Origin of the sequence: Streptomyces sp. URMC 127, assembly GCF_051386535.1 — a bacterium.
Taxonomy (GTDB): Bacteria; Actinomycetota; Actinomycetes; order Streptomycetales; family Streptomycetaceae; genus Streptomyces.
The window spans coordinates 1-18,448 of record NZ_JBPQTW010000047.1 but is presented as its reverse complement, the minus strand read 5'-3'; the positions used below and the strand labels follow the sequence as shown (position 1 = coordinate 18,448).

General features: G+C 72.6%; 14 protein-coding genes. 10 read left to right on the top strand and 4 right to left on the bottom strand.

The annotated features are described in order from the left end of the window. Positions 1 to 5 precede the first annotated feature (5 nt). From ACSNOH_RS13490 to ACSNOH_RS13480, 3 genes are all read right to left on the bottom strand, one after another. Positions 6 to 2,360, bottom strand: a complete 2,355-nt coding sequence (locus ACSNOH_RS13490; RefSeq protein WP_436721522.1) for an MFS transporter — start codon at positions 2,358 to 2,360, stop codon at positions 6 to 8. Between the two features lie 234 nt (positions 2,361 to 2,594). Then, entirely contained in the window at positions 2,595 to 3,038 is a 444-nt protein-coding gene (locus tag ACSNOH_RS13485; RefSeq protein ID WP_436721521.1) for an SRPBCC family protein, read from the bottom strand. 227 nt (positions 3,039 to 3,265) lie between these two features. After that, positions 3,266 to 3,895, bottom strand: coding sequence for a HEAT repeat domain-containing protein (locus ACSNOH_RS13480; protein ID WP_436721520.1), 630 nt, complete (start codon positions 3,893 to 3,895; stop codon positions 3,266 to 3,268). A gap of 309 nt (positions 3,896 to 4,204) precedes the next feature. On the opposite strand from ACSNOH_RS13480, the gene ACSNOH_RS13475 reads away from it, so the two are divergent. The 9 genes from ACSNOH_RS13475 (at position 4,205) to pssA (ending at position 15,075) form a co-directional block, all read left to right on the top strand. Continuing rightward, the gene (locus tag ACSNOH_RS13475; protein ID WP_436721519.1) at positions 4,205 to 6,034 is read left to right on the top strand and encodes a 3-hydroxyacyl-CoA dehydrogenase family protein; all 1,830 of its coding nucleotides are present in this window, start codon (positions 4,205 to 4,207) and stop codon (positions 6,032 to 6,034) included. A 100-nt stretch (positions 6,035 to 6,134) separates the two neighbouring features. Further along, on the top strand, positions 6,135 to 6,974 hold the full coding sequence (locus tag ACSNOH_RS13470) for a TetR family transcriptional regulator (RefSeq protein WP_436721518.1): 840 nt from the start codon (positions 6,135 to 6,137) through the stop codon (positions 6,972 to 6,974). A 385-nt stretch (positions 6,975 to 7,359) separates the two neighbouring features. Beyond that, positions 7,360 to 8,697 (top strand): crotonyl-CoA carboxylase/reductase, encoded by a 1,338-nt coding sequence (gene ccrA / locus ACSNOH_RS13465; protein WP_436721517.1) that lies wholly within the window; start codon positions 7,360 to 7,362, stop codon positions 8,695 to 8,697. Between the two features lie 10 nt (positions 8,698 to 8,707). Beyond that, positions 8,708 to 10,720, top strand: a complete 2,013-nt coding sequence (locus tag ACSNOH_RS13460) for a protein meaA (RefSeq protein ID WP_436721516.1) — start codon at positions 8,708 to 8,710, stop codon at positions 10,718 to 10,720. Further along, positions 10,717 to 11,688: an HpcH/HpaI aldolase/citrate lyase family protein gene (locus ACSNOH_RS13455; RefSeq protein ID WP_436721515.1), complete on the top strand. Its 972-nt coding sequence runs from the start codon at positions 10,717 to 10,719 to the stop codon at positions 11,686 to 11,688. Before ACSNOH_RS13460 ends, ACSNOH_RS13455 begins: the two co-directional genes overlap by 4 nt. A 5-nt stretch (positions 11,689 to 11,693) precedes the next feature. Beyond that, positions 11,694 to 12,206 (top strand): MaoC family dehydratase, encoded by a 513-nt coding sequence (locus tag ACSNOH_RS13450; RefSeq protein WP_436721514.1) that lies wholly within the window; start codon positions 11,694 to 11,696, stop codon positions 12,204 to 12,206. A 1-nt stretch (position 12,207) separates the two neighbouring features. Continuing rightward, complete coding sequence (locus ACSNOH_RS13445) at positions 12,208 to 13,413, top strand: acyl-CoA dehydrogenase family protein (protein ID WP_436721513.1); 1,206 nt, start codon at positions 12,208 to 12,210, stop codon at positions 13,411 to 13,413. A 170-nt stretch (positions 13,414 to 13,583) separates the two neighbouring features. Continuing rightward, positions 13,584 to 14,240, top strand: coding sequence for a phosphatidylserine decarboxylase (locus tag ACSNOH_RS13440; protein ID WP_436721512.1), 657 nt, complete (start codon positions 13,584 to 13,586; stop codon positions 14,238 to 14,240). Next, positions 14,227 to 15,075: a CDP-diacylglycerol--serine O-phosphatidyltransferase gene (pssA, locus tag ACSNOH_RS13435; RefSeq protein WP_436721511.1), complete on the top strand. Its 849-nt coding sequence runs from the start codon at positions 14,227 to 14,229 to the stop codon at positions 15,073 to 15,075. The genes ACSNOH_RS13440 and pssA overlap by 14 nt, the downstream gene beginning before the upstream one ends. A 508-nt stretch (positions 15,076 to 15,583) precedes the next feature. On the opposite strand, the gene ACSNOH_RS13430 is transcribed toward pssA, so the two are convergent. Beyond that, positions 15,584 to 16,717, bottom strand: a complete 1,134-nt coding sequence (locus ACSNOH_RS13430; RefSeq protein ID WP_436721510.1) for a glycerate kinase — start codon at positions 16,715 to 16,717, stop codon at positions 15,584 to 15,586. A gap of 189 nt (positions 16,718 to 16,906) precedes the next feature. Here ACSNOH_RS13430 and ACSNOH_RS13425 point away from each other — a divergent pair. After that, a partial coding sequence (locus tag ACSNOH_RS13425) for a BCCT family transporter (RefSeq protein ID WP_436721509.1) occupies positions 16,907 to 18,448 on the top strand: 1,542 nt, incomplete at its 3' end.

Sequence of the window (18,448 nt, the reverse complement as noted above, 5' to 3'; positions counted from 1 at the left end):
GACGGCTAGTCCGCGTGGCCGAGCTGGAGGTCCCGCTCCGTGCGGCCGCCGCCGGCGACCTGGAGCACCGTGGCCACCGGCGGGTACCCCGCGGCGATGACCGTGTACTCGCCGGCCGACAGGTCGACGAAGCGGAACGCCCCGTCGGCCCCGGTCGTCGCCGTGTCGACGACGTTGCCCGCGGCATCGAGGAGCGTGACGCGCGCGTCCTCGACGAGCCGTCCGCCGCCCGCGCGGACCACGCCGCGCAGCACCGCGCCGCCGGCGAGCTCGATGTCCTGGCGGGTCTCGCGGCAGGACTGGACCGTCACCGGCAGCGCGGCCGGCCGGAAGACGGGCGCGCTGCCGGCGAGGGTGTACTCCCCGGCGATGAGCTCGCCGATGTCGTAGCCGCCGTCGCGCCCGGTGCGGGTGGAGGCGACGACCTCGCCGTGCACGTTGGTCAGGGTGACCAGGGCGTCCCGGACGGGCGAGCCGTCGGCGGTGAGCACGGTCCCGGCGAGCCGCCCGGCGCCGCCGAGGACGACGTCGAGCTCGACGGGCCGTTCGCCGACGGTGACGGTGACGGCCTGCGGCTGGTGGCCGCCGGCCGCCGCGATGAGGACGTAGGAGCCGGTGCCGGGGGTGCTGAGCGCGTACCGCCCGTCCTCGCCGGTCGCTCCGCGGCCGACCTGCCGGCCCCCGCCGTCGATCAGGGTGAGGGCGGCGCGGGGGACGGTCGTGCCGTCGTGGTGCTGGACGACCCCGGTGACGGGGATGCCGGGGACGAAGGGGGGTTCCTCCTCCGGCGGGGCGGTCCGCGCCGACGGGATGACGGGGGCTTCTGCGAGGTTTTGGGACACCGGCGTTTTCTCCTTCAGCAGGAAGGCGAGTAAAAGGCCCAGGACGAGCACGGGTACGAGGTACAGGAAGATCCGCGGCACGGCGTGCGCGTACGCCCGTGCGTAGCCGCTGTGGAGTTCGGGGGGCAGGGCGCGCAGCAGCCGCGGCGCGAGGGGGCTGCCGGCCTCTCCGCCGGCGAGGCGGCGCGCGGCCAGCGTGCCGAGGACGCCCGCGCCGAGCGCCCCGCCGAGCTGGCGGAAGTACGCGGCGGCGAGGGTCGCGGCGGCGCGGTCCGCGGCGGGGACGGAGCGCTGCGCGGCCCGCACGGCGGCCGGCACGGCAAGGCCCGCACCGGTGCCGAGGAGCGCCGTCCAGAGGGTGTAGGCGGGCCACGTCGTGGCGGTGCCGAGCCGGGAGAGCAGGCAGGCCCCGGCGGCGGCCGCGCCGCAGCCGGCGGCGGCGAAGAGCCGGCAGCGGCCGGTGCGGCGGGCGAGCTGTCCGCTGATGAGGGAGCCGAGGACGGCGCCGGCCGTCAGGGGCAGCACGAGCAGCCCCGAACGGACGGCGCCCGCGCCGTCGGCCATCTGCAGGAAGGCGGGCAGAGTGCCGGCGGCGCCGAAGAGGGCGGCCCCGGCGGCCGCGCCGAGGAGGGCGCAGGCGACGAAGGCCGGTGAGCGGAACAGCCGCGGCGGGACGAGGGGTTCGGCCGCGAGGTTCTCGGCGACGACGAGGAGCAGCGCGGTGCCGAGGGCGGCCGCGGCGAGTCCGAGGGTGACGCGCGAGGGCCAGGGGCTGCCGGCCCGGGTGGCCAGCAGCACGAGGCTGACGGAGAAGGCCGCGAGGAGCAGGGCGCCGAAGACGTCGAAGCGGGCCCTGGGCGCGGGCCCGGGGAGCCGCAGGCCGAAGGCGACGGCGAGGAGGGCGAGCACGCCGAGGGGGACGTTGAGGTCGAAGCACCAGCGCCAGGAGACGTGGTCGGTGAGGAGGCCGCCGAGCGGGGGCCCGGCGACGGTGGCGAGCCCGAACACGGCCGCGGCGGCGCCGAGATGGCGGGCGCGCTCGCGGGCCGGCACGAGGCCGGCGATGATCGCGTGGATGCCGGCCAGCACCCCGCCGCCGCCGATCCCCTGCAGGGCGCGGAAGGCGACGAACGTGTCCATGCTGTGCGCCCGGGCCGCGAGGGCGGAGGCGGCGGCCAGGAGGACGAGGGCGAAGGCGAACACGCCCTTGCGCCCGGCGGCCTCGCCCAGCCTGCTGCACAGGGGCAGGGCGACGGCGGAGCCGAGCAGATAGGCCGTGATCACCCAGGGCGCGCGGCCGGGGCCGTGCAGTTCGCCGGTGATCGTGGGCAGGGCGGTGACGACGGTGGTCTGGTCGAGCGCGGCGAGGAGCAGCGCGAGCAGCAGCCCGGCGAGGACCACGCGCAACCTCCCGCGCCCGGCGGGTGGTTCGGGCGGCGCCTCGAAGGCGGGGGCGGCGCCGGGCGCGGGCAGGGCGGGCGCCGGCCCGTCGCTCTGTACCAAGGTGGTCCCGCCCACGTACCGCTCCCCTCGTCACGCCTGCTGTCGCCGCCCTTTTCTCGCATTTCGCGCCGACGGCGAGCAACCGAGGGGATTGACCCGAGAGGCCGTCCGTGGGGCTTTTGCGCCGGTCGGAGGCATACGACGGCCCGGCGTGGCGCCGGGGAAACCACCCGAAACGGTGAAGCCCGGACCGTGGCCGGTCCGGGCTTCCACCGGTAAAGGGCGCGGCTGCGCGCCCGCCGTCCGGGGCTACTTCTCGACCTCCGCGGCCAGCTTGGCGAGCACCGCGTCGTAGATCCGGCCGAGGCCCTTGGGGGCGAAGGTCCGCTCGAAGATGCCGCCGATGCCGCCGGCGCCGTTCCACACGGTGCTGACGACGGCCCTGGCCTTGCCCTCCCCGGCCGGGGTGACGGTCCAGGTGGTCACCATGGAGGAGTTGCGGTCCTTCTCGACCAGCTGCCCGGTGGTGGGCTCGGTGACCTCCAGCAGGCAGTCGCGGACGCGCTTGCTGGTGGCCTGGAGCTTCCAGTGCACGAGGGTGCCCTCGCCGTCCCCGCCCTCGCGCACCTCGTACTCGCTGAAGTGCTCGGGCAGCAGCTTGGCCCGGGTGCCGGTGTAGTCGGCCAGCGCGTCGAACACCTCCTCGGGGTCCGCCGCGATGATCCGCTCCGTGGTGGCCTCGACCTGGCCCATGGCTTGTCCTCCGGACGTCGTACCGAACTGCTACCGAACCGCTGCGCGCTGAGCGCGACGTACTTCGCCGCACAGCCAACCACCAACGGCACACCCGCCCAAATCCGGACCCCCTCCCCCGGAACGAACACATGCCCCAGTCTCGAAAAGGAGGGATCGAACGTGAGGACGCCCCGGGGCCGCCCCGCCGATCACTCCGGTCGCACTGGTCGCACTGGTCGCACCGGTCAGGCCAGGCGCGCCAGCGCCTCGTGCGCCGCGGCGCGGAGGCGCTCGTGCTCGCGGGCCGCGACCAGGGCGTCCTCGGCGCGGCGGTCGCCCAGGGCGCCCAGGCCCTCCACGCAGGCGCGGGCGACGGGCCAGCAGTGGTCGCGGGCCGCCAGGAGCCGTTCGAGCGTGGCGAGCAGGGCGGGGACGGACTCGGGGGCGCGCAGCTCGGTCAGCAGGCGGACGGGGTGGAGGGCGTAGGCGGTGCGCAGGGGGTTGGTGGCGAGGGCCGCCGCCGCGCGGGCGGTGCGGGGGTCGCCGAGGCGGGCGAGGACGAAGGCGGCGGTGGCGCAGCGCACCGGTTCGCGGTAGTTCAGGAGCAGTATGAGCGTCTCGAAGGCCCTCCGGTCGCCCTCCGCCCCCAGCACGAAGGCGGCGATCTCACGGGCCCACAGGGGCTGTTCGGGGGCGGTCAGGATCGCGGCGAGCTCGTCCCGGCGGGCCCGCCGGGCGGGCGGGCCGCCGTCGCGGGAGCGGACGAGCGCGAGCAGCCGCTCGAAGGAGGCGAACTCGGCCTGCGTGACCAGCTCGGCCCGCACCCGTTTCACCAGCGCACGGAATTCCTCTTCTGCCCTCTCGGTCCCTGTCACTGCCCGCTTCTCCTCCCCGAGTGGCCTGTGCCACATGGTAGGTCGCGCGTCCGCCCCCTGGCGCTCTTGGTTACCCGTGAGTTAATCTCCCGGCAAGAGCGGTACCCCCGCTCGGGCGGCCTGGTGACGCAGCCGCCCGCTGCTTCGACGTCGGTTCGTCGGTTCGGCCCGTCGAGTACGGCACGGCCCCGGGACAGGGCCTGCCGGTCGCAACAACTCCCTTTCCGCGGTCGCCCCTTACCCGTACCCGGAAACGCATCCGACCGACGCATCCCCGCGCGCACGGGGACCACCTCCTGGAGTCTCGCGATGGACCGTACGTCCACCCCTCCGCCGGCCGGGCCGCCCGGTCTCCCCTCCCCCGCCCCCTTGCGGACCGTGGCCGTCGTGGGCCTCGGCACCATGGGCACCGGCATCGCCGAAGTCCTGGTCCGGGCCGGCCGCGACGTCGTCGGCATCGACGTCTCGGAGGCCGCGGCGGCGCACGCCGTCCGCACGCTCGGGAGCGCCACCGCCCGCGCGGTGCGCCGCGAGCGCATCACCGAGGACGAGCGGCGGGCCGCGCTCGCCCGCTTCCGCACGTCGACGGATCTGCGGGCGGCGGCGGGCGCCGACCTGGTGATCGAGGTCGTGCCCGAGGACTACGCGCTCAAGCACGAGGTGTTCACCGCGCTGGACGCGATCGTGGGCCCGGCGACGATCCTGGCGACGGGCACCAACGCGCTGTCGGTGACCCGGCTGGCCGCGGACTCGGCCCGCCCCGAGCGGGTGCTGGGCATGCACTTCTTCAACCCGGCGCCGGCGATGAAGCTGGTGGAGGTCGTCTCGTCGGTGCTCACCGCGCCCGCCGCCGTCTCGGCCGTCACCGCGCTCGCCCGCGAGCTGGGCAAGGAGCCCGTCGCGGTCGGCGACCGGCCCGGCTTCGTCGCCGACGGGCTGCTCTTCGGCTACCTCAACCAGGCGGCCGCGATGTACGAGTCGCGGTACGCGAGCCGCGAGGACATCGACGCGGCGATGCGGCTGGGCTGCGGCCTGCCGATGGGCCCGCTCGCCCTGCTGGACCTGATCGGCATCGACACCGCGCGCACGGTCCTGGAGGCCATGTACGCGGCCTCCCACGACCGGCTGCAGGCGCCCGCGCCCATCCTCGGCCAGCTCGCCGAGGCGGGCCTGACCGGCCGCAAGGCGGGCCGCGGCTTCTACACCTACGACGGGCCGGACTCGGCGGTGGTCGTGCCGGACGCGCAGACGCCCGGCACGGGCGGGAGCGGGGCCGCACCGCGCGAGGTGCGCGCGGTCGGCGTGGCCGGGTCGGGCACGATGGCGAGCGGCATCGCCGAGGTCTTCGCCAAGGCCGGGTACCGCGTGGTGCTCGCCGCTCGCACGCAGGAGAAGGCCGGGGCCGCCAAGGCGCGGGTGGCGAAGTCCCTGGCGCGCTCAGTGGACAAGGGCCGCCTGACGGCCGCCGAGCGGGAGGCGGCCCTGGCCGCGATCACGCCCGCGGGCTCGCTGGACGCGTTCTCCGGCGTGGACCTCGCCGTCGAGGCGGTGGCGGAGGACCTGGCGGTCAAGCAGCAGCTGTTCGGCACGCTCGACAAGGTCTGCAGGCCGGGCGCGGTGCTGGCCACGACCACGTCCTCGCTGCCCGTCGTCGCCCTGGCCCGCGCCACCTCGCGCCCGCAGGACGTCATCGGGATGCACTTCTTCAACCCGGCGCCGGCGATGAAGCTCGTGGAAGTGGTCCGTACGGTCCTCACCGCGGACGACGTGCACGCCACCGTCCGCGAGGTCTGCACCCGGTTGCGCAAGCACCCGGTGGACTGCGGCGACCGGGCCGGGTTCATCGTCAACGCCCTGCTGTTCCCGTATCTGAACAACGCGGTGAAGATGGTGCAGGAGCACTACGCGAGCCCGGACGACATCGACGCGGCGATGAAGCTCGGCGGCGGCTATCCGATGGGCCCCTTCGAACTGCTGGACGTGGTGGGGCTGGACGTGTCGCTGGCCATCGAGCGGGTCCTGCACCGCGAGTTCCGCGACCCGGGCCTGGCTCCGGCGCCCCTGCTGGAGCACCTGGTGGCGGCGGGCTGCCTGGGCCGCAAGACGGGCCGCGGCTTCCGCGAGTATGCGAAGGCCTGAGCGGACGGCGCGCGAGTACGACGCGGGCTGGGGCGGGCTGCTCGAACCGGGGGACGGTCCGTCCCGGCGCGCCCGTGCGGACGCGTGTTACGTTCCCCACATGCCCCAGCCCGCCAAGGCCGTCCGCGCTCCGCGCACGGCCGACGAAACACCCCGTGAGACCCGAGATCCGCACCCCGGCACCGAGAGCGCCGGCAGCCGCCGGGCCGCCGCGCAGCGCCTGACCATGCGCCGCAAACTCGCCACCGCCGCGATGGAGTTGTTCGCGACCAAGGGCTACGAGGCGACGACCGTCGACGAGATCGCGGCCGCGGCCGGCGTCGCCCGCCGCACCTTCTTCCGCCACTTCCGCTCCAAGGAAGAGGCCATCTTCCCCGACCACGACGACACCCTCGTGCGGGCGGCGGGGGTGCTGGACGCGGCCCCGCCGCACGAGAACCCCCTCGACACCGTCTGCCGGGGCATCAAGGAGGTCATGCGGATGTACGCGGCCTCCCCGGCCGTGTCCGTGGAGCGCTACCGCCTGACCCGTGAGGTGCCGGCCCTGCGCGAGCGCGAGATCGCCTCCGTCGCCCGCTACGAGCGGCTGTTCACCCGCTATCTCCTCGGCCACTTCGACGAGGGCGCGCACCACGTCGGCGACGACGACCCGCTGCTCGCCGAGGTCGCCGCCTCGGCCGTCGTCACCGCGCACAACCACGTCCTGCGGCGCTGGCTGCGCGGCGGCGGGCAGGGCGACGTGGAGGCCCAGCTCGACCACGCGTTCGCGATCGTGCGGGAGACCTTCGGCACGGGCATCGGGGCCGGGCGCTCCCGGCAGGAGGAGGCCCCGGGCGCCACGGCGCGGGCCGAGGGCGAGGTGCTGGTGACGGTGGCGCGGACGGACGCGCCGCTCGGCGAGGTCATGCGGGCGATCGAGAAGGCGCTCAAGAAGAAGTAGGACATCTCCCGGTATTTGCTGACGAAGGCCGCCCCTGTGGGGCGGCCTTCGTTGCTCATGCGTGCCGTCCGGGTGACATCTGAGAGAAATTGTTGGCACCGAGTGTCTTGTCGTGTGGCACGGCGTGCCATACGTTGTCCGTGTCCGGGCGGCCGGCGCGCTGACACAACCGTCGCGCGCCGGCTGTCCCCGCAAGCATCTTGTGCGCCCGGACGCCTGCGTCACAGGCACTCCCACCGCGCCCACCGGCGCCGGGTCGAAGCTGCACCGAGCACCGCCCCGCACCACCCGCCGAACCGACGGCACCGCCTCTGTACCCCTTCCCGCACCACCCCCGACGTTCCTTCAAGCCGTTTCCCCGACGTGCTTCGCCGGAGGCAATACCGTGAACCAGATACTCGACGCCATCCTCGCGCCGGACACCACCACCGAGGACTTCGCGGCCCTGACCGTCCCCGACTCCTACCGCGCGGTGACCGTGCACAAGGACGAGGCCGGCATGTTCGAGGGCCTCTCCACCCGCGAGAAGGACCCGCGCAAGTCGCTGCACGTCGAGGAGGTGCCGGTGCCCGAACTCGGGCCCGGCGAGGCGCTCGTGGCCGTCATGGCCAGCTCCGTGAACTACAACTCCGTCTGGACCTCGATCTTCGAGCCCGTGTCGACGTTCGCCTTCCTCGAGCGCTACGGCAAGCTCTCCCTGCTCGCCAAGCGGCACGACCTGCCGTACCACGTCATCGGCTCCGACCTCGCGGGCGTCGTCCTGCGCACCGGCCCCGGCGTCAACGCCTGGAAGCCCGGCGACGAGGTCGTCGCCCACTGCCTGTCCGTGGAGCTGGAGTCCGCCGACGGCCACGACGACACGATGCTCGACCCCGAGCAGCGCATCTGGGGCTTCGAGACGAACTTCGGCGGCCTCGCCGAGATCGCTCTCGTGAAGTCCAACCAGCTCATGCCCAAGCCGCGCCACCTCAGCTGGGAGGAGGCCGCCGCCCCCGGCCTGGTCAACTCCACCGCCTACCGCCAGCTCGTCTCCCGCAACGGCGCCGGCATGAAGCAGGGCGACAACGTCCTGATCTGGGGCGCCAGCGGCGGACTCGGCTCGTACGCCACGCAGTTCGCGCTCGCCGGCGGCGCCAACCCGATCTGCGTCGTCTCCAGCGACAAGAAGGCGGAGATCTGCCGGGCGATGGGCGCCGAGGCGATCATCGACCGGAGTGCCGAGGGCTACCGGTTCTGGAAGGACGAGCAGGAGCAGGACCCGCGCGAGTGGAAGCGCTTCGGCAAGCGCATCCGCGAGCTGACCGGCGGCGAGGACGTCGACATCGTCTTCGAGCACCCCGGCCGCGAGACCTTCGGCGCGTCCGTCTACGTCACGCGCAAGGGCGGCACGATCGTCACCTGCGCGTCGACGTCCGGCTACAAGCACGAGTACGACAACCGCTACCTGTGGATGTCGCTGAAGCGCATCGTGGGCTCGCACTTCGCCAACTACCGCGAGGCGTGGGAGGCCAACCGCCTGATCGCCAAGGGGAAGATCCACCCCACGCTGTCGAAGACGTACCGCCTGGAGGACACCGGGCAGGCCGCGTACGACGTGCACCGCAACCTCCACCAGGGCAAGGTCGGCGTGCTCGCGCTGGCCCCCGAGGAGGGCATGGGGGTCCGCGACGAGGAGATGCGGGCGAAGCACATCGACGCCATCAACCGCTTCCGGAACGTGTGAGCCGACTGCGATGACGGAACGTCAAAAAGACCGGCCCTGGCTCATGCGGACCTACGCCGGGCACTCCACCGCCGAGGCGTCCAACGAGCTCTACCGGCGCAACCTCGCCAAGGGCCAGACCGGTCTCTCGGTCGCGTTCGACCTGCCGACGCAGACCGGCTACGACTCCGACCACATCCTCGCCCGCGGCGAGGTCGGCCGGGTCGGCGTGCCGGTCGCGCACCTCGGCGACATGCGGCGGCTGTTCCAGGACATCCCGCTGGAGCAGATGAACACCTCCATGACCATCAACGCCACCGCCATGTGGCTGCTGGCCATGTACCAGGTGGTCGCCGAGGAGCAGGGCGCCGACGTCACCAAGCTGCAGGGGACGACGCAGAACGACATCGTCAAGGAGTACCTCTCGCGCGGGACGCACGTCTTCCCGCCGGGGCCGTCGCTGCGGCTGACCACGGACATGATCACGTACACCGTGGCGCACATCCCCAAGTGGAACCCGATCAACATCTGCAGCTACCACCTGCAGGAGGCGGGCGCCACTCCCGTCCAGGAGATCGCCTACGCGATGTCCACTGCCATCGCGGTGCTGGACGCGGTGCGGGACTCCGGCCAGGTGCCGCAGGAGAAGTTCGGCGACGTCGTCGCCCGGATCTCCTTCTTCGTCAACGCCGGCGTCCGCTTCATCGAGGAGATGTGCAAGATGCGGGCCTTCGGCCGCATCTGGGACAGGATCACCCGCGACCGCTACGGCATCGCGAACCCCAAGCAGCGCCGCTTCCGCTACGGCGTGCAGGTCAACTCCCTCGGCCTGACGGAGGCGCAGCCGGAGAACAACGTCCAGCGCATCGTCCTGGAGATGCTGGCCGTGACCCTCTCCAAGGACGCCCGGGCCCGCGCCGTGCAGCTGCCCGCCTGGAACGAGGCGCTGGGCCTGCCCCGGCCCTGGGACCAGCAGTGGAGCCTGCGGATCCAGCAGGTCCTCGCGCACGAGAGCGACCTGCTGGAGTACGACGACATCTTCGCGGGCTCGCACGTCATCGAGGCGAAGGTGGACGCGCTCGTCGGGGAGTGCCTGGCGGAGATCGACCGGATCCAGGAGATGGGCGGCGCGATGGCGGCCGTGGAGTCCGGCTACCTGAAGGCCCGGCTGGTCTCCTCGCACGCCGAGCGCCGGGCCCGGATCGAGGCCGGCGAGGAGAAGATCGTCGGCGTCAACTGCTACGAGTCGACCGAGCCCAACCCGCTCACCGCCGACCTCGACACCGCGATCATGACCGTGGACCCGGCCAACGAGGCCCGCGTCGTCGCCGCCCTGCACGCCTGGCGCGAGAACCGCGACGAGGGCCGCGCCCAGGAGTCGCTGGCCGCCCTGAAGAAGGCGGCGGCCGGCTCGGAGAACCTGATGGCACCCACGCTGGAGTGCGTCCGCGCCGGCGTCACGACCGGGGAGTGGTCGTGGGCCCTGCGCGACGTCTTCGGGGAGTTCCGCGCCCCCACGGGCGTGAGCAGCGCCCCCGTGGCGGTCGCCGCGGAGGCCGGCACCCCGCTGGCCGCCGTCCGCGCCAAGGCGGCCCGCACGGCCGAGGAGCTGGGCAGCGGCAAGCTGCGCCTGCTCGTCGGCAAGCCGGGCCTGGACGGCCACTCCAACGGCGCCGAGCAGATCGCCGTCCGGGCGCGCGACGCCGGCTTCGAAGTGGTCTACCAGGGCATCCGGCTGACCCCCGAGCAGATCGTCTCGGCGGCCGTCGCCGAGGACGTGCACTGCGTCGGCCTGTCGATCCTCTCCGGGTCGCACGCCGAGCTCGTCCCGGACGTGCTCGCGCGGCTGCGCGCCGAGGGGGCCGGCGACCTTCCCGTCATCGTCGGCGGGATCATCCCGTCCGCGGACGCCGCCGCCCTGCGGGCGGCCGGTGTCGCCGCGGTGTTCACTCCCAAAGATTTCGGCATCACGGAGATCATCGGACGTATTGTCGACGAGATCCGGAAAGCGAACCACCTCGACCCGCTGGAGGTCCCCGCATGACCACGCCCGCACCCCAGAGGCCGCTGCGCCCGCGCCGTTCGTGCCTGGCGGTTCCCGGCAGCAACCCGCGCTTCCTGGAGAAGGCCCAGGGCCTCCCCGCCGACATGGTCTTCCTGGACCTGGAGGACGCCTGCGCCCCGCTGGCCAAGGAGGGCGCCCGCCACCTGGTCGTGGACGCGCTCAACAACGGCGACTGGTCGGGCAAGACCACCGCCGTGCGCGTCAACGACTGGACGACGCACTGGACGTACCGCGACGTCGTGACGGTCGTGGAGGGCGCGGGCCCGAATCTCGACTGCATCATGCTGCCGAAGGTCCAGGACGCCCAGCAGGTCGTCGCCCTGGACCTGCTGCTGACCCAGATCGAGAAGACGATGGGCTTCGAGGTGGGCCGCATCGGCATCGAGGCGCAGATCGAGAACGCCAAGGGCCTGGTGAACGTGGACGAGATCGCGGCCGCGTCGCCGCGCGTCGAGACGCTCATCTTCGGCCCGGCCGACTTCATGGCCTCGATCAACATGAAGTCGCTGGTCGTCGGCGAGCAGCCGCCCGGCTACCCGGCGGACGCCTACCACTACATCCTGATGCGCATCCTGATGGCGGCCCGCGCCCACGACCTGCAGGCCATCGACGGCCCGTACCTGCAGATCAAGAACGTGGACGGCTACCGCGAGATCGCGCGGCGCTCGGCGGCGCTCGGCTTCGACGGCAAGTGGGTGCTGCACCCGGGCCAGGTGGACGCGGCCAACGAGGTGTTCTCGCCCTCGCAGGAGGAGTACGACCACGCCGAGCTGATCCTCGACGCGTACGACTGGTGCACGTCGGAGGAGGGCGGCAAGAAGGGCTCGGCGATGCTCGGCGACGAGATGATCGACGAGGCCAGCCGGAAGATGGCCCTGGTGATCGCGGGCAAGGGCCGGGCGGCGGGGATGACCCGTACGTCGAAGTTCGAGATCCCGGAGGCCTGAGCACCATGCAGTTCGGCCGGACTTACGAAGAGTTCACCGTAGGCGACGTTTACAAGCACTGGCCCGGCAAGACCGTCACCGAGTACGACGACCACTTGTTCTGCCTGCTGACCATGAACCACCACCCGTTGCACATGGACGCCCACTACGCCGGGGAGACCACGGACTTCGGCAAGAACGTGGTGGTGGGCAACTACGTCTACTCGCTCCTGCTGGGCATGTCCGTGCCCGACGTCTCCGGCAAGGCCATCGCCAACCTGGAGGTGGAGTCGCTCAAGCACGTCGCGCCGACCTTCCACGGCGACACGATCTACGGCGAGACGCGCGTGCTGGACAAGACGCCGTCGAAGTCGAAGAGCGACCGCGGGATCGTCCACGTCGAGACCATCGGCTACAAGCAGGACGGCACCGTGGTCTGCACCTTCCGGCGCAAGGTGATGGTGCCCACCGCCACGTACATCAAGGAGCGCGGCGGGGAGCAGCCCGGCCGCCCCGAGCCGATCATCCGGGAGAAGTGAGATGGGCCGCCTCGCGCAGACCGACGGGCTGACGGACGTCCAGCGGGAGATCCTCTCGACGGTCCGCGACTTCGTCGACAAGGAGATCATCCCGGTCGCCACGGACCTGGAGCACCGGGACGAGTATCCGGCGCAGATCGTGGAGGGGCTCAAGGACCTCGGGGTCTTCGGCCTGATGATCCCGGAGGAGTACGGGGGGCTCGGTGAGTCCCTTCTCACATACGCGCTGTGCGTGGAGGAGATAGCCCGGGGCTGGATGAGCGTGTCGGGGATCATCAACACGCACTTCATCGTGGCGTACATGCTCAAGCAGCACGGCACTCAGGAACAGAAGGACCATTTCCTGCCAAAAATGGCGGCGGGGGAGATCCGGGGCGCCTTCTCGATGTCGGAGCCGGGCCTGGGCTCGGATGTGTCGGCAATCACATCGAAGGGCGTGCGCGACGGCGACGACTTCCTGCTGACCGGCCAGAAGATGTGGCTGACGAACGGCGGGACGTCGACGCTGGTGGCGGTCCTGTGCCGGACGGACGAGGGCCATCCCGAGGGGACCGCGCCGCACAAGTCGATGACGACCTTCCTGATCGAGAAGGAACCGGGGTTCGGCGAGGTCAAGCCGGGGCTGACCATCCCCGGAAAGATCGACAAAATGGGCTACAAGGGCGTCGACACGACCGAGCTGATCATGGACGGCCTGCGGGTGCCGGCCGATCGCGTGCTCGGCGGCGCCACGGGCCGGGGCTTCTACCAGATGATGGACGGCGTCGAGGTCGGCCGCGTGAACGTCGCGGCGCGTGGCTGCGGCGTCGCACAGCGTGCGTTCGAGCTGGGTGTCGCCTACGCGCAGCAGCGGCAGACCTTCGGAAAACCGATCGCACAGCACCAGGCCATCCAATTCAAACTTGCTGAAATGGGGACAAAGGTCGAAGCGGCCCATGCGATGATGGTGAACGCGGCCCGGAAGAAGGACTCGGGCCGGCGCAACGATCTCGAGGCCGGAATGGCCAAGTACCTGGCCTCCGAGTACTGCAAGGAGGTGGTGGAGGACGCGTTCCGCATCCACGGTGGATACGGGTTCTCCAAGGAGTACGAGATCGAGCGCCTCTACCGAGAGGCCCCCATGCTGCTCATCGGTGAGGGAACGGCAGAGATCCAGAAAATGATCATTGGTCGCCGGCTACTCGAGGAGTACCGGATCCAGGGGTAAATATTCCGGTTAGGGGTGGTTCGACCGAGAAGAAGATCACACCCAGTCATCGGAGTTCGGCCACGGACTGGCCCTGGCGCTTAGCCAGTTGCCGCCCGCAACCGATAGCATCCCCGGAAAGCCGCCGTCCCCCAATCGTTTCGCGGCACCCTCCGCTACGAAGGTCACCCATGCCCCACAGCTCTTCCTCTGCACCTCGCGACAGCCACCTCGGCTACCGCCTTGCGCGCGGAGCATCGCCGTGGCTCGTCCCGACCGTCGCCACGGCGGCGGTCAGCCTCACCCGCGCCCGGCGCTCCGGGCGCTGGGCGGCGCTCGCCGTGCCCGCCACCGCGCTTACGGCGGGCATGCTGTGGTTCTTCCGCGACCCCGATCGCGAGATCGCCAAGGGCCGGGTCATCTCCCCCGCCGACGGCGTGGTGCAGAGCATCATGCCGTGGAAGGACGGGCGCACCCGCGTCGCGATCTTCATGAGCCCGCTGAACGTCCACGTCAACCGGGCGCCGCTGGCCGGCACCGTGACGTCCGTCGAGCACATCCCCGGCGGGTTCGTTCCGGCGTTCAACAAGGAGAGCGAGAACAACGAGCGCGTCGTCTGGCACTTCGACACCGAGCTCGGCGACATCGAGATGGTGCAGATCGCCGGCGCCGTCGCCCGCCGCATCGTGCCCTACCTCACCGCGGACACCAAGGTGGAGCAGGGTGAGCGGATCGGCCTGATCCGCTTCGGTTCGCGCGTCGACGTCTACCTGCCGGAGGGCGTCGAGGTCGCCGTCGAGGTCGGCCAGAAGACCACGGCGGGGGTGACACGCCTTGACCGTGATTGATCAAGAGGCATCCTGGGTGCCCGAGGCGGACGAGGCCGAGGACGCGGAGGCCATGCCGCTGTCCACCCGGCTCTCAATAGCGGACACGCTCACGCTCGGCAACGCGATCTGCGGGTTCATGGCGGTGTACTTCACCACCACCGGCGTCCTCATCCCCCACCTCACGGGGAACGAGGACGGCGGCATGGCCCGCCACAGCGCGGCCACCGCGGTCATACTGATGCTGCTCGCCTCGGTCTTCGACCTCTTCGACGGGCTCGTGGCGCGGAAGCTGCGCAGCTCGGCGATGGGCGCGGAGCTGGACAACCTCTCCGACCTGATCAGCTTCGGGCTCGCCCCGGCGTACTTCGTGGTCGTGTGGGGCATGGTCGCCGACGACGCCCACCAGCGGGTGTCGGCCGTGGCCGCGGTCGTGGTGCTGCTCGCGGTCGTCCTCAGACTGGCGCGCTTCTCGTGCGTCCAGCTGCGGGACGGCATCTTCCAGGGAATGCCGAGCCCGTTCGGCGCGCTCACGGTCGTCTCGATCGTGCTGCTGGAGCTGCCCTTCGTCCCGACGCTGCTGGCGATCGTGGGCGTGGCGTGGCTGATGGTCAGCCGGGTCGAGTACCCCAAGCCGCGGGGGCGCCTCGCGGTGGCGATGCTCAGCTGGATCGTGCTCAGCATGGGCCTGCTGGCGGCCTGGGCGTTCGACGCGCCCGGCGGCGAGCTGCTCCTGCAGACGGGCTGCGCGCTCCAGGTCGTCCTGGGCGCGGTGATCCCGCTCTTCGCGACGGCGCGCCGGGTGAACACGTTCCGCGACAACCGCCGCGAGGCGAGGGCGACGCAGCTTCCTTAAGCACTGCGTCGCGGGTGACGACGGACGGGGCGGCCCCGGACCTACGGGTCGGGGGCCGCCCCGTTTCGCGTACCGGAACGGGGGCCGGGGGCGCGGCGGTGCCGGACCGGGTCCGAGAGGGCCCGCCCTCTCACCTCCGCCGCGACGGCGGGCAACCCCCACCGGAGGTGCCCGGCGGTGCCGAACCGGCCCGGGGCCGAGCCGGTGACCAACGGTCGAGAGGGCCCCGCCCTCTCACCTCCGCCGCGACGGCGGGCAACCCCCACCGGAGGTGCCCGGCGGTGCCGAACCGGCCCGAGACCGAGCCGGTGACCAACGGTCGGTGCCCGGCGGTGCCGGACCGGCCCGCCGGCCGAGCCGGCCGAGTCGGCCACCAACGGTCGAGAGGGCCCCGCCCTCTCACCTCCGCCGCAACGGCGCGCAACCCCCACCGGAGGCGCCCGGCGGTGCCGAACCGGCCCGAGACCGAGCCCCGGTGACCAACGGTCGGTGCCCCGCGGTGCCGTGCTCACGGCAAGTAGTCCGCCGCAACGCGTTCCGCCAGCCGCTCCAGGAGCGGTCCGGCGAGGGCCACGCAGCGGTCCGGGTCCGGCTCCAGGTCGGTCAGGGCATACGCGCGGCCGATCCCGGCGCCCTGGAGGGCGGAGCTCTCCAGGGCCAGGCGGCCGCACACCGCCACCACCGGCACACCCCGCTCGCGGGCCGCCCGGGCCACCCCCGCCGGCGCCTTGCCCCGCAGGGTCTGCGCGTCCAAGGACCCCTCGCCCGTGATCACGAGGTCCGTGCCGCGCAGCGCGTCCGCGAAGCCGAGGACGTCGAGCATGACCTCGATGCCGGGCCGGAAGACTGCACCAAGCCCGGCGAGGGCCCCGTAGCCGAGCCCGCCCGCCGCGCCCGCCCCGGCCGCGCCCGCGAGCGCGCCTCCGTCGAGGACGGCGGCGTAGTGCGCCAGCGCGGCGTCCAGCAGGGCCACGTCGTCCGCCGAGGCGCCCTTCTGGGGGCCGTAGACGGCCGCGGCCCCGGCGGGCCCGGTCAGCGGGTTGTCGACGTCGCTCGCGAGGACGAGGGAGGCGGCGCGCAGCCGGGGGTCGAGCCCCGACAGGTCGGCCGTGGCGAGCCCGGCGAGGGCGGCGGCCCCGGGCCGCACCGGCGCACCGGACGCGTCCAGGAGCCGCGCGCCGAGCGCGCTGAGCATCCCCGCCCCGCCGTCCGTCGTGGCGCTGCCCCCGATGCCGAGGACCAGCGAGCGCGCGCCGGCGTCGAGCGCGGCCCGTACGAGCTCACCGGTCCCGTACGTCGTGGCCGTGAGCGGCGCGGGCACGCCGCCCGGCAGCCGCCGCAGCCCGGACGCCTCGGCCATCTCCACGACCGCCGTGCCGCCGCGCAGCGCGTACACGGCGGTGACCGGCGCTCCCACCGGCCCCGTCACCCGCGCCTCGCGGCGCTCGAAGCCGGCGGCGACGGCCGCGTCGACCGTGCCGTCGCCGCCGTCCGCGACGGGCAGCGCCGCGACGTCGAGCGGCCGCCCGGCGGCGTCCGCGCCCCGGCGCAGCCCGGCGGCGACGTGCCGGGCGACCTCGGCAGCCGTCAGGGAGCCCTTGAACTTGTCCGCGGCGATGAGCACCCGTACCGCGTCCGCCATTGCGCCACCCCTCGCGTCGTATCGCATCGCATCGCACCGAGTCACGTCCGCTCATGCCGCGGCGCCCGGCCGTGCCGCGCCCGGCCGTTGCCGCCTGGACCCTACCGGGGCGGATCCGCCGTTGCCCATGCCCGCGCGCGGCGTGCCAGTCCGCACGATTGGGTACTCTTCCGGCCATAGTGGGGCGTCATGAGCACCGACGTGACGCACGGTCCGCACGCCCCGCACACCCCCGGCGGCCGGGAGGAACCCCCGGACGCGGCCCTGGTCGCGATCGGCGGCGCGGCGGTGCTCGTGGTGGTCGCGTGGGCGGCGCTGGGCAAGCACTCCTTCGACCGGCTGACGAAGTCGGCGCTGAACTGGGTGCTGTCCAACTTCGCGTGGCTGTTCGTGATCGCCGCCGACGTCTTCCTCGCCCTGTGCGTGGTCATCGCCTTCAGCCGCTTCGGCCGGATCCGGCTCGGCCGGGACGACGACCAGCCGGAGTTCAGCAACCTCGCGTGGATCGCGATGATGTTCAGCGCGGGCATGGGCATCGGCCTGATGTTCTACGGCGTGGGCGAACCGCTCCTGCACTTCGTCTCCCCGCCGCCCGGCAGCGGCGTCACCGCGAACACGCCGGCCGCGGCCCGTACCGCGCTGGAGTACTCGTTCTTCCACTGGACCCTGCACCCGTGGGCGATCTACGGCATGGCCGGCCTCGCCCTCGCCTACGCGGGCTTCCGCAAGGGCCGCGGCAACCGGCTGAGCTCGGCCTTCGTGCCGCTGCTCGGCGAGGAGCGGGCGGCCGGCTGGCCGGGCCGGGTCATCGACCTGCTCGCGGTCTTCGCCACCGTCTTCGGCACGGCGACGAGCCTGGGCCTGGGCGCCCTGCAGGTGTCGAAGGGCCTGAACATCACGACCGGCGTGCAGGACAGCACGGCCCTGGAACTGATCATCATCGGCGGGCTGTCGGCCGCGTTCGTGCTGTCGGCGTTCTCCGGGCTGCACAAGGGCGTGAAGTGGCTCAGCACGCTCAACATCGTGCTCGCCGCCTGCCTCATGGTCTTCGTCTTCCTCCTCGGCCCCACGGTCTTCGTCCTCAACACGATCCCCGCGGCCGCCGGCGGCTACCTGCACGACCTGCTGACCCTCGCGACCCGCACGGGCGCGTTCACCGACTCCAAGTGGCTCGGCGCGTGGACGATCTTCTACTGGGCGTGGTGGCTGTCGTGGGCCCCCTTCGTGGGCACCTTCATCGCCCGCATCTCGCGCGGCCGGACGATCCGGGAGTTCCTCGTCGGCGTCCTGCTCGTGCCGAGCGGCGCGACGATCGTGTGGTTCTGCGTGATGGGCGGGAGCGCCCTGCGGCTGGACATGACGGGCAGGGCCGATATGTCGGGCACGGTCAAGGAGGGCGCGGAGGCGTCCCTGTTCGCCCTCCTGGGCACGCTGCCGCTGGAAACGCTCGCGTCGTGGATCGCGATGGCGCTGGTCATGACGTACTTCATCACCAGCGCGGACTCCGCCTCCCTCGTGATGGGCTCGCTCTGCAGCCGGGGCGCGCTGCACCCGCGCACGTGGCTGGTGGTGACCTGGGGCGTGCTGATGGCCGCGGTCGCGGCGGTCCTGCTGGTGGCCGGCGGCCTGCAGTCGCTGCAGTCCGCGACGATCCTGGTCGCCCTGCCGTTCGTGCTGGTCATGCTGGCCCTGTGCTGGTCGCTCCTGGCGGAGCTGCGCGAGGACCCGGGG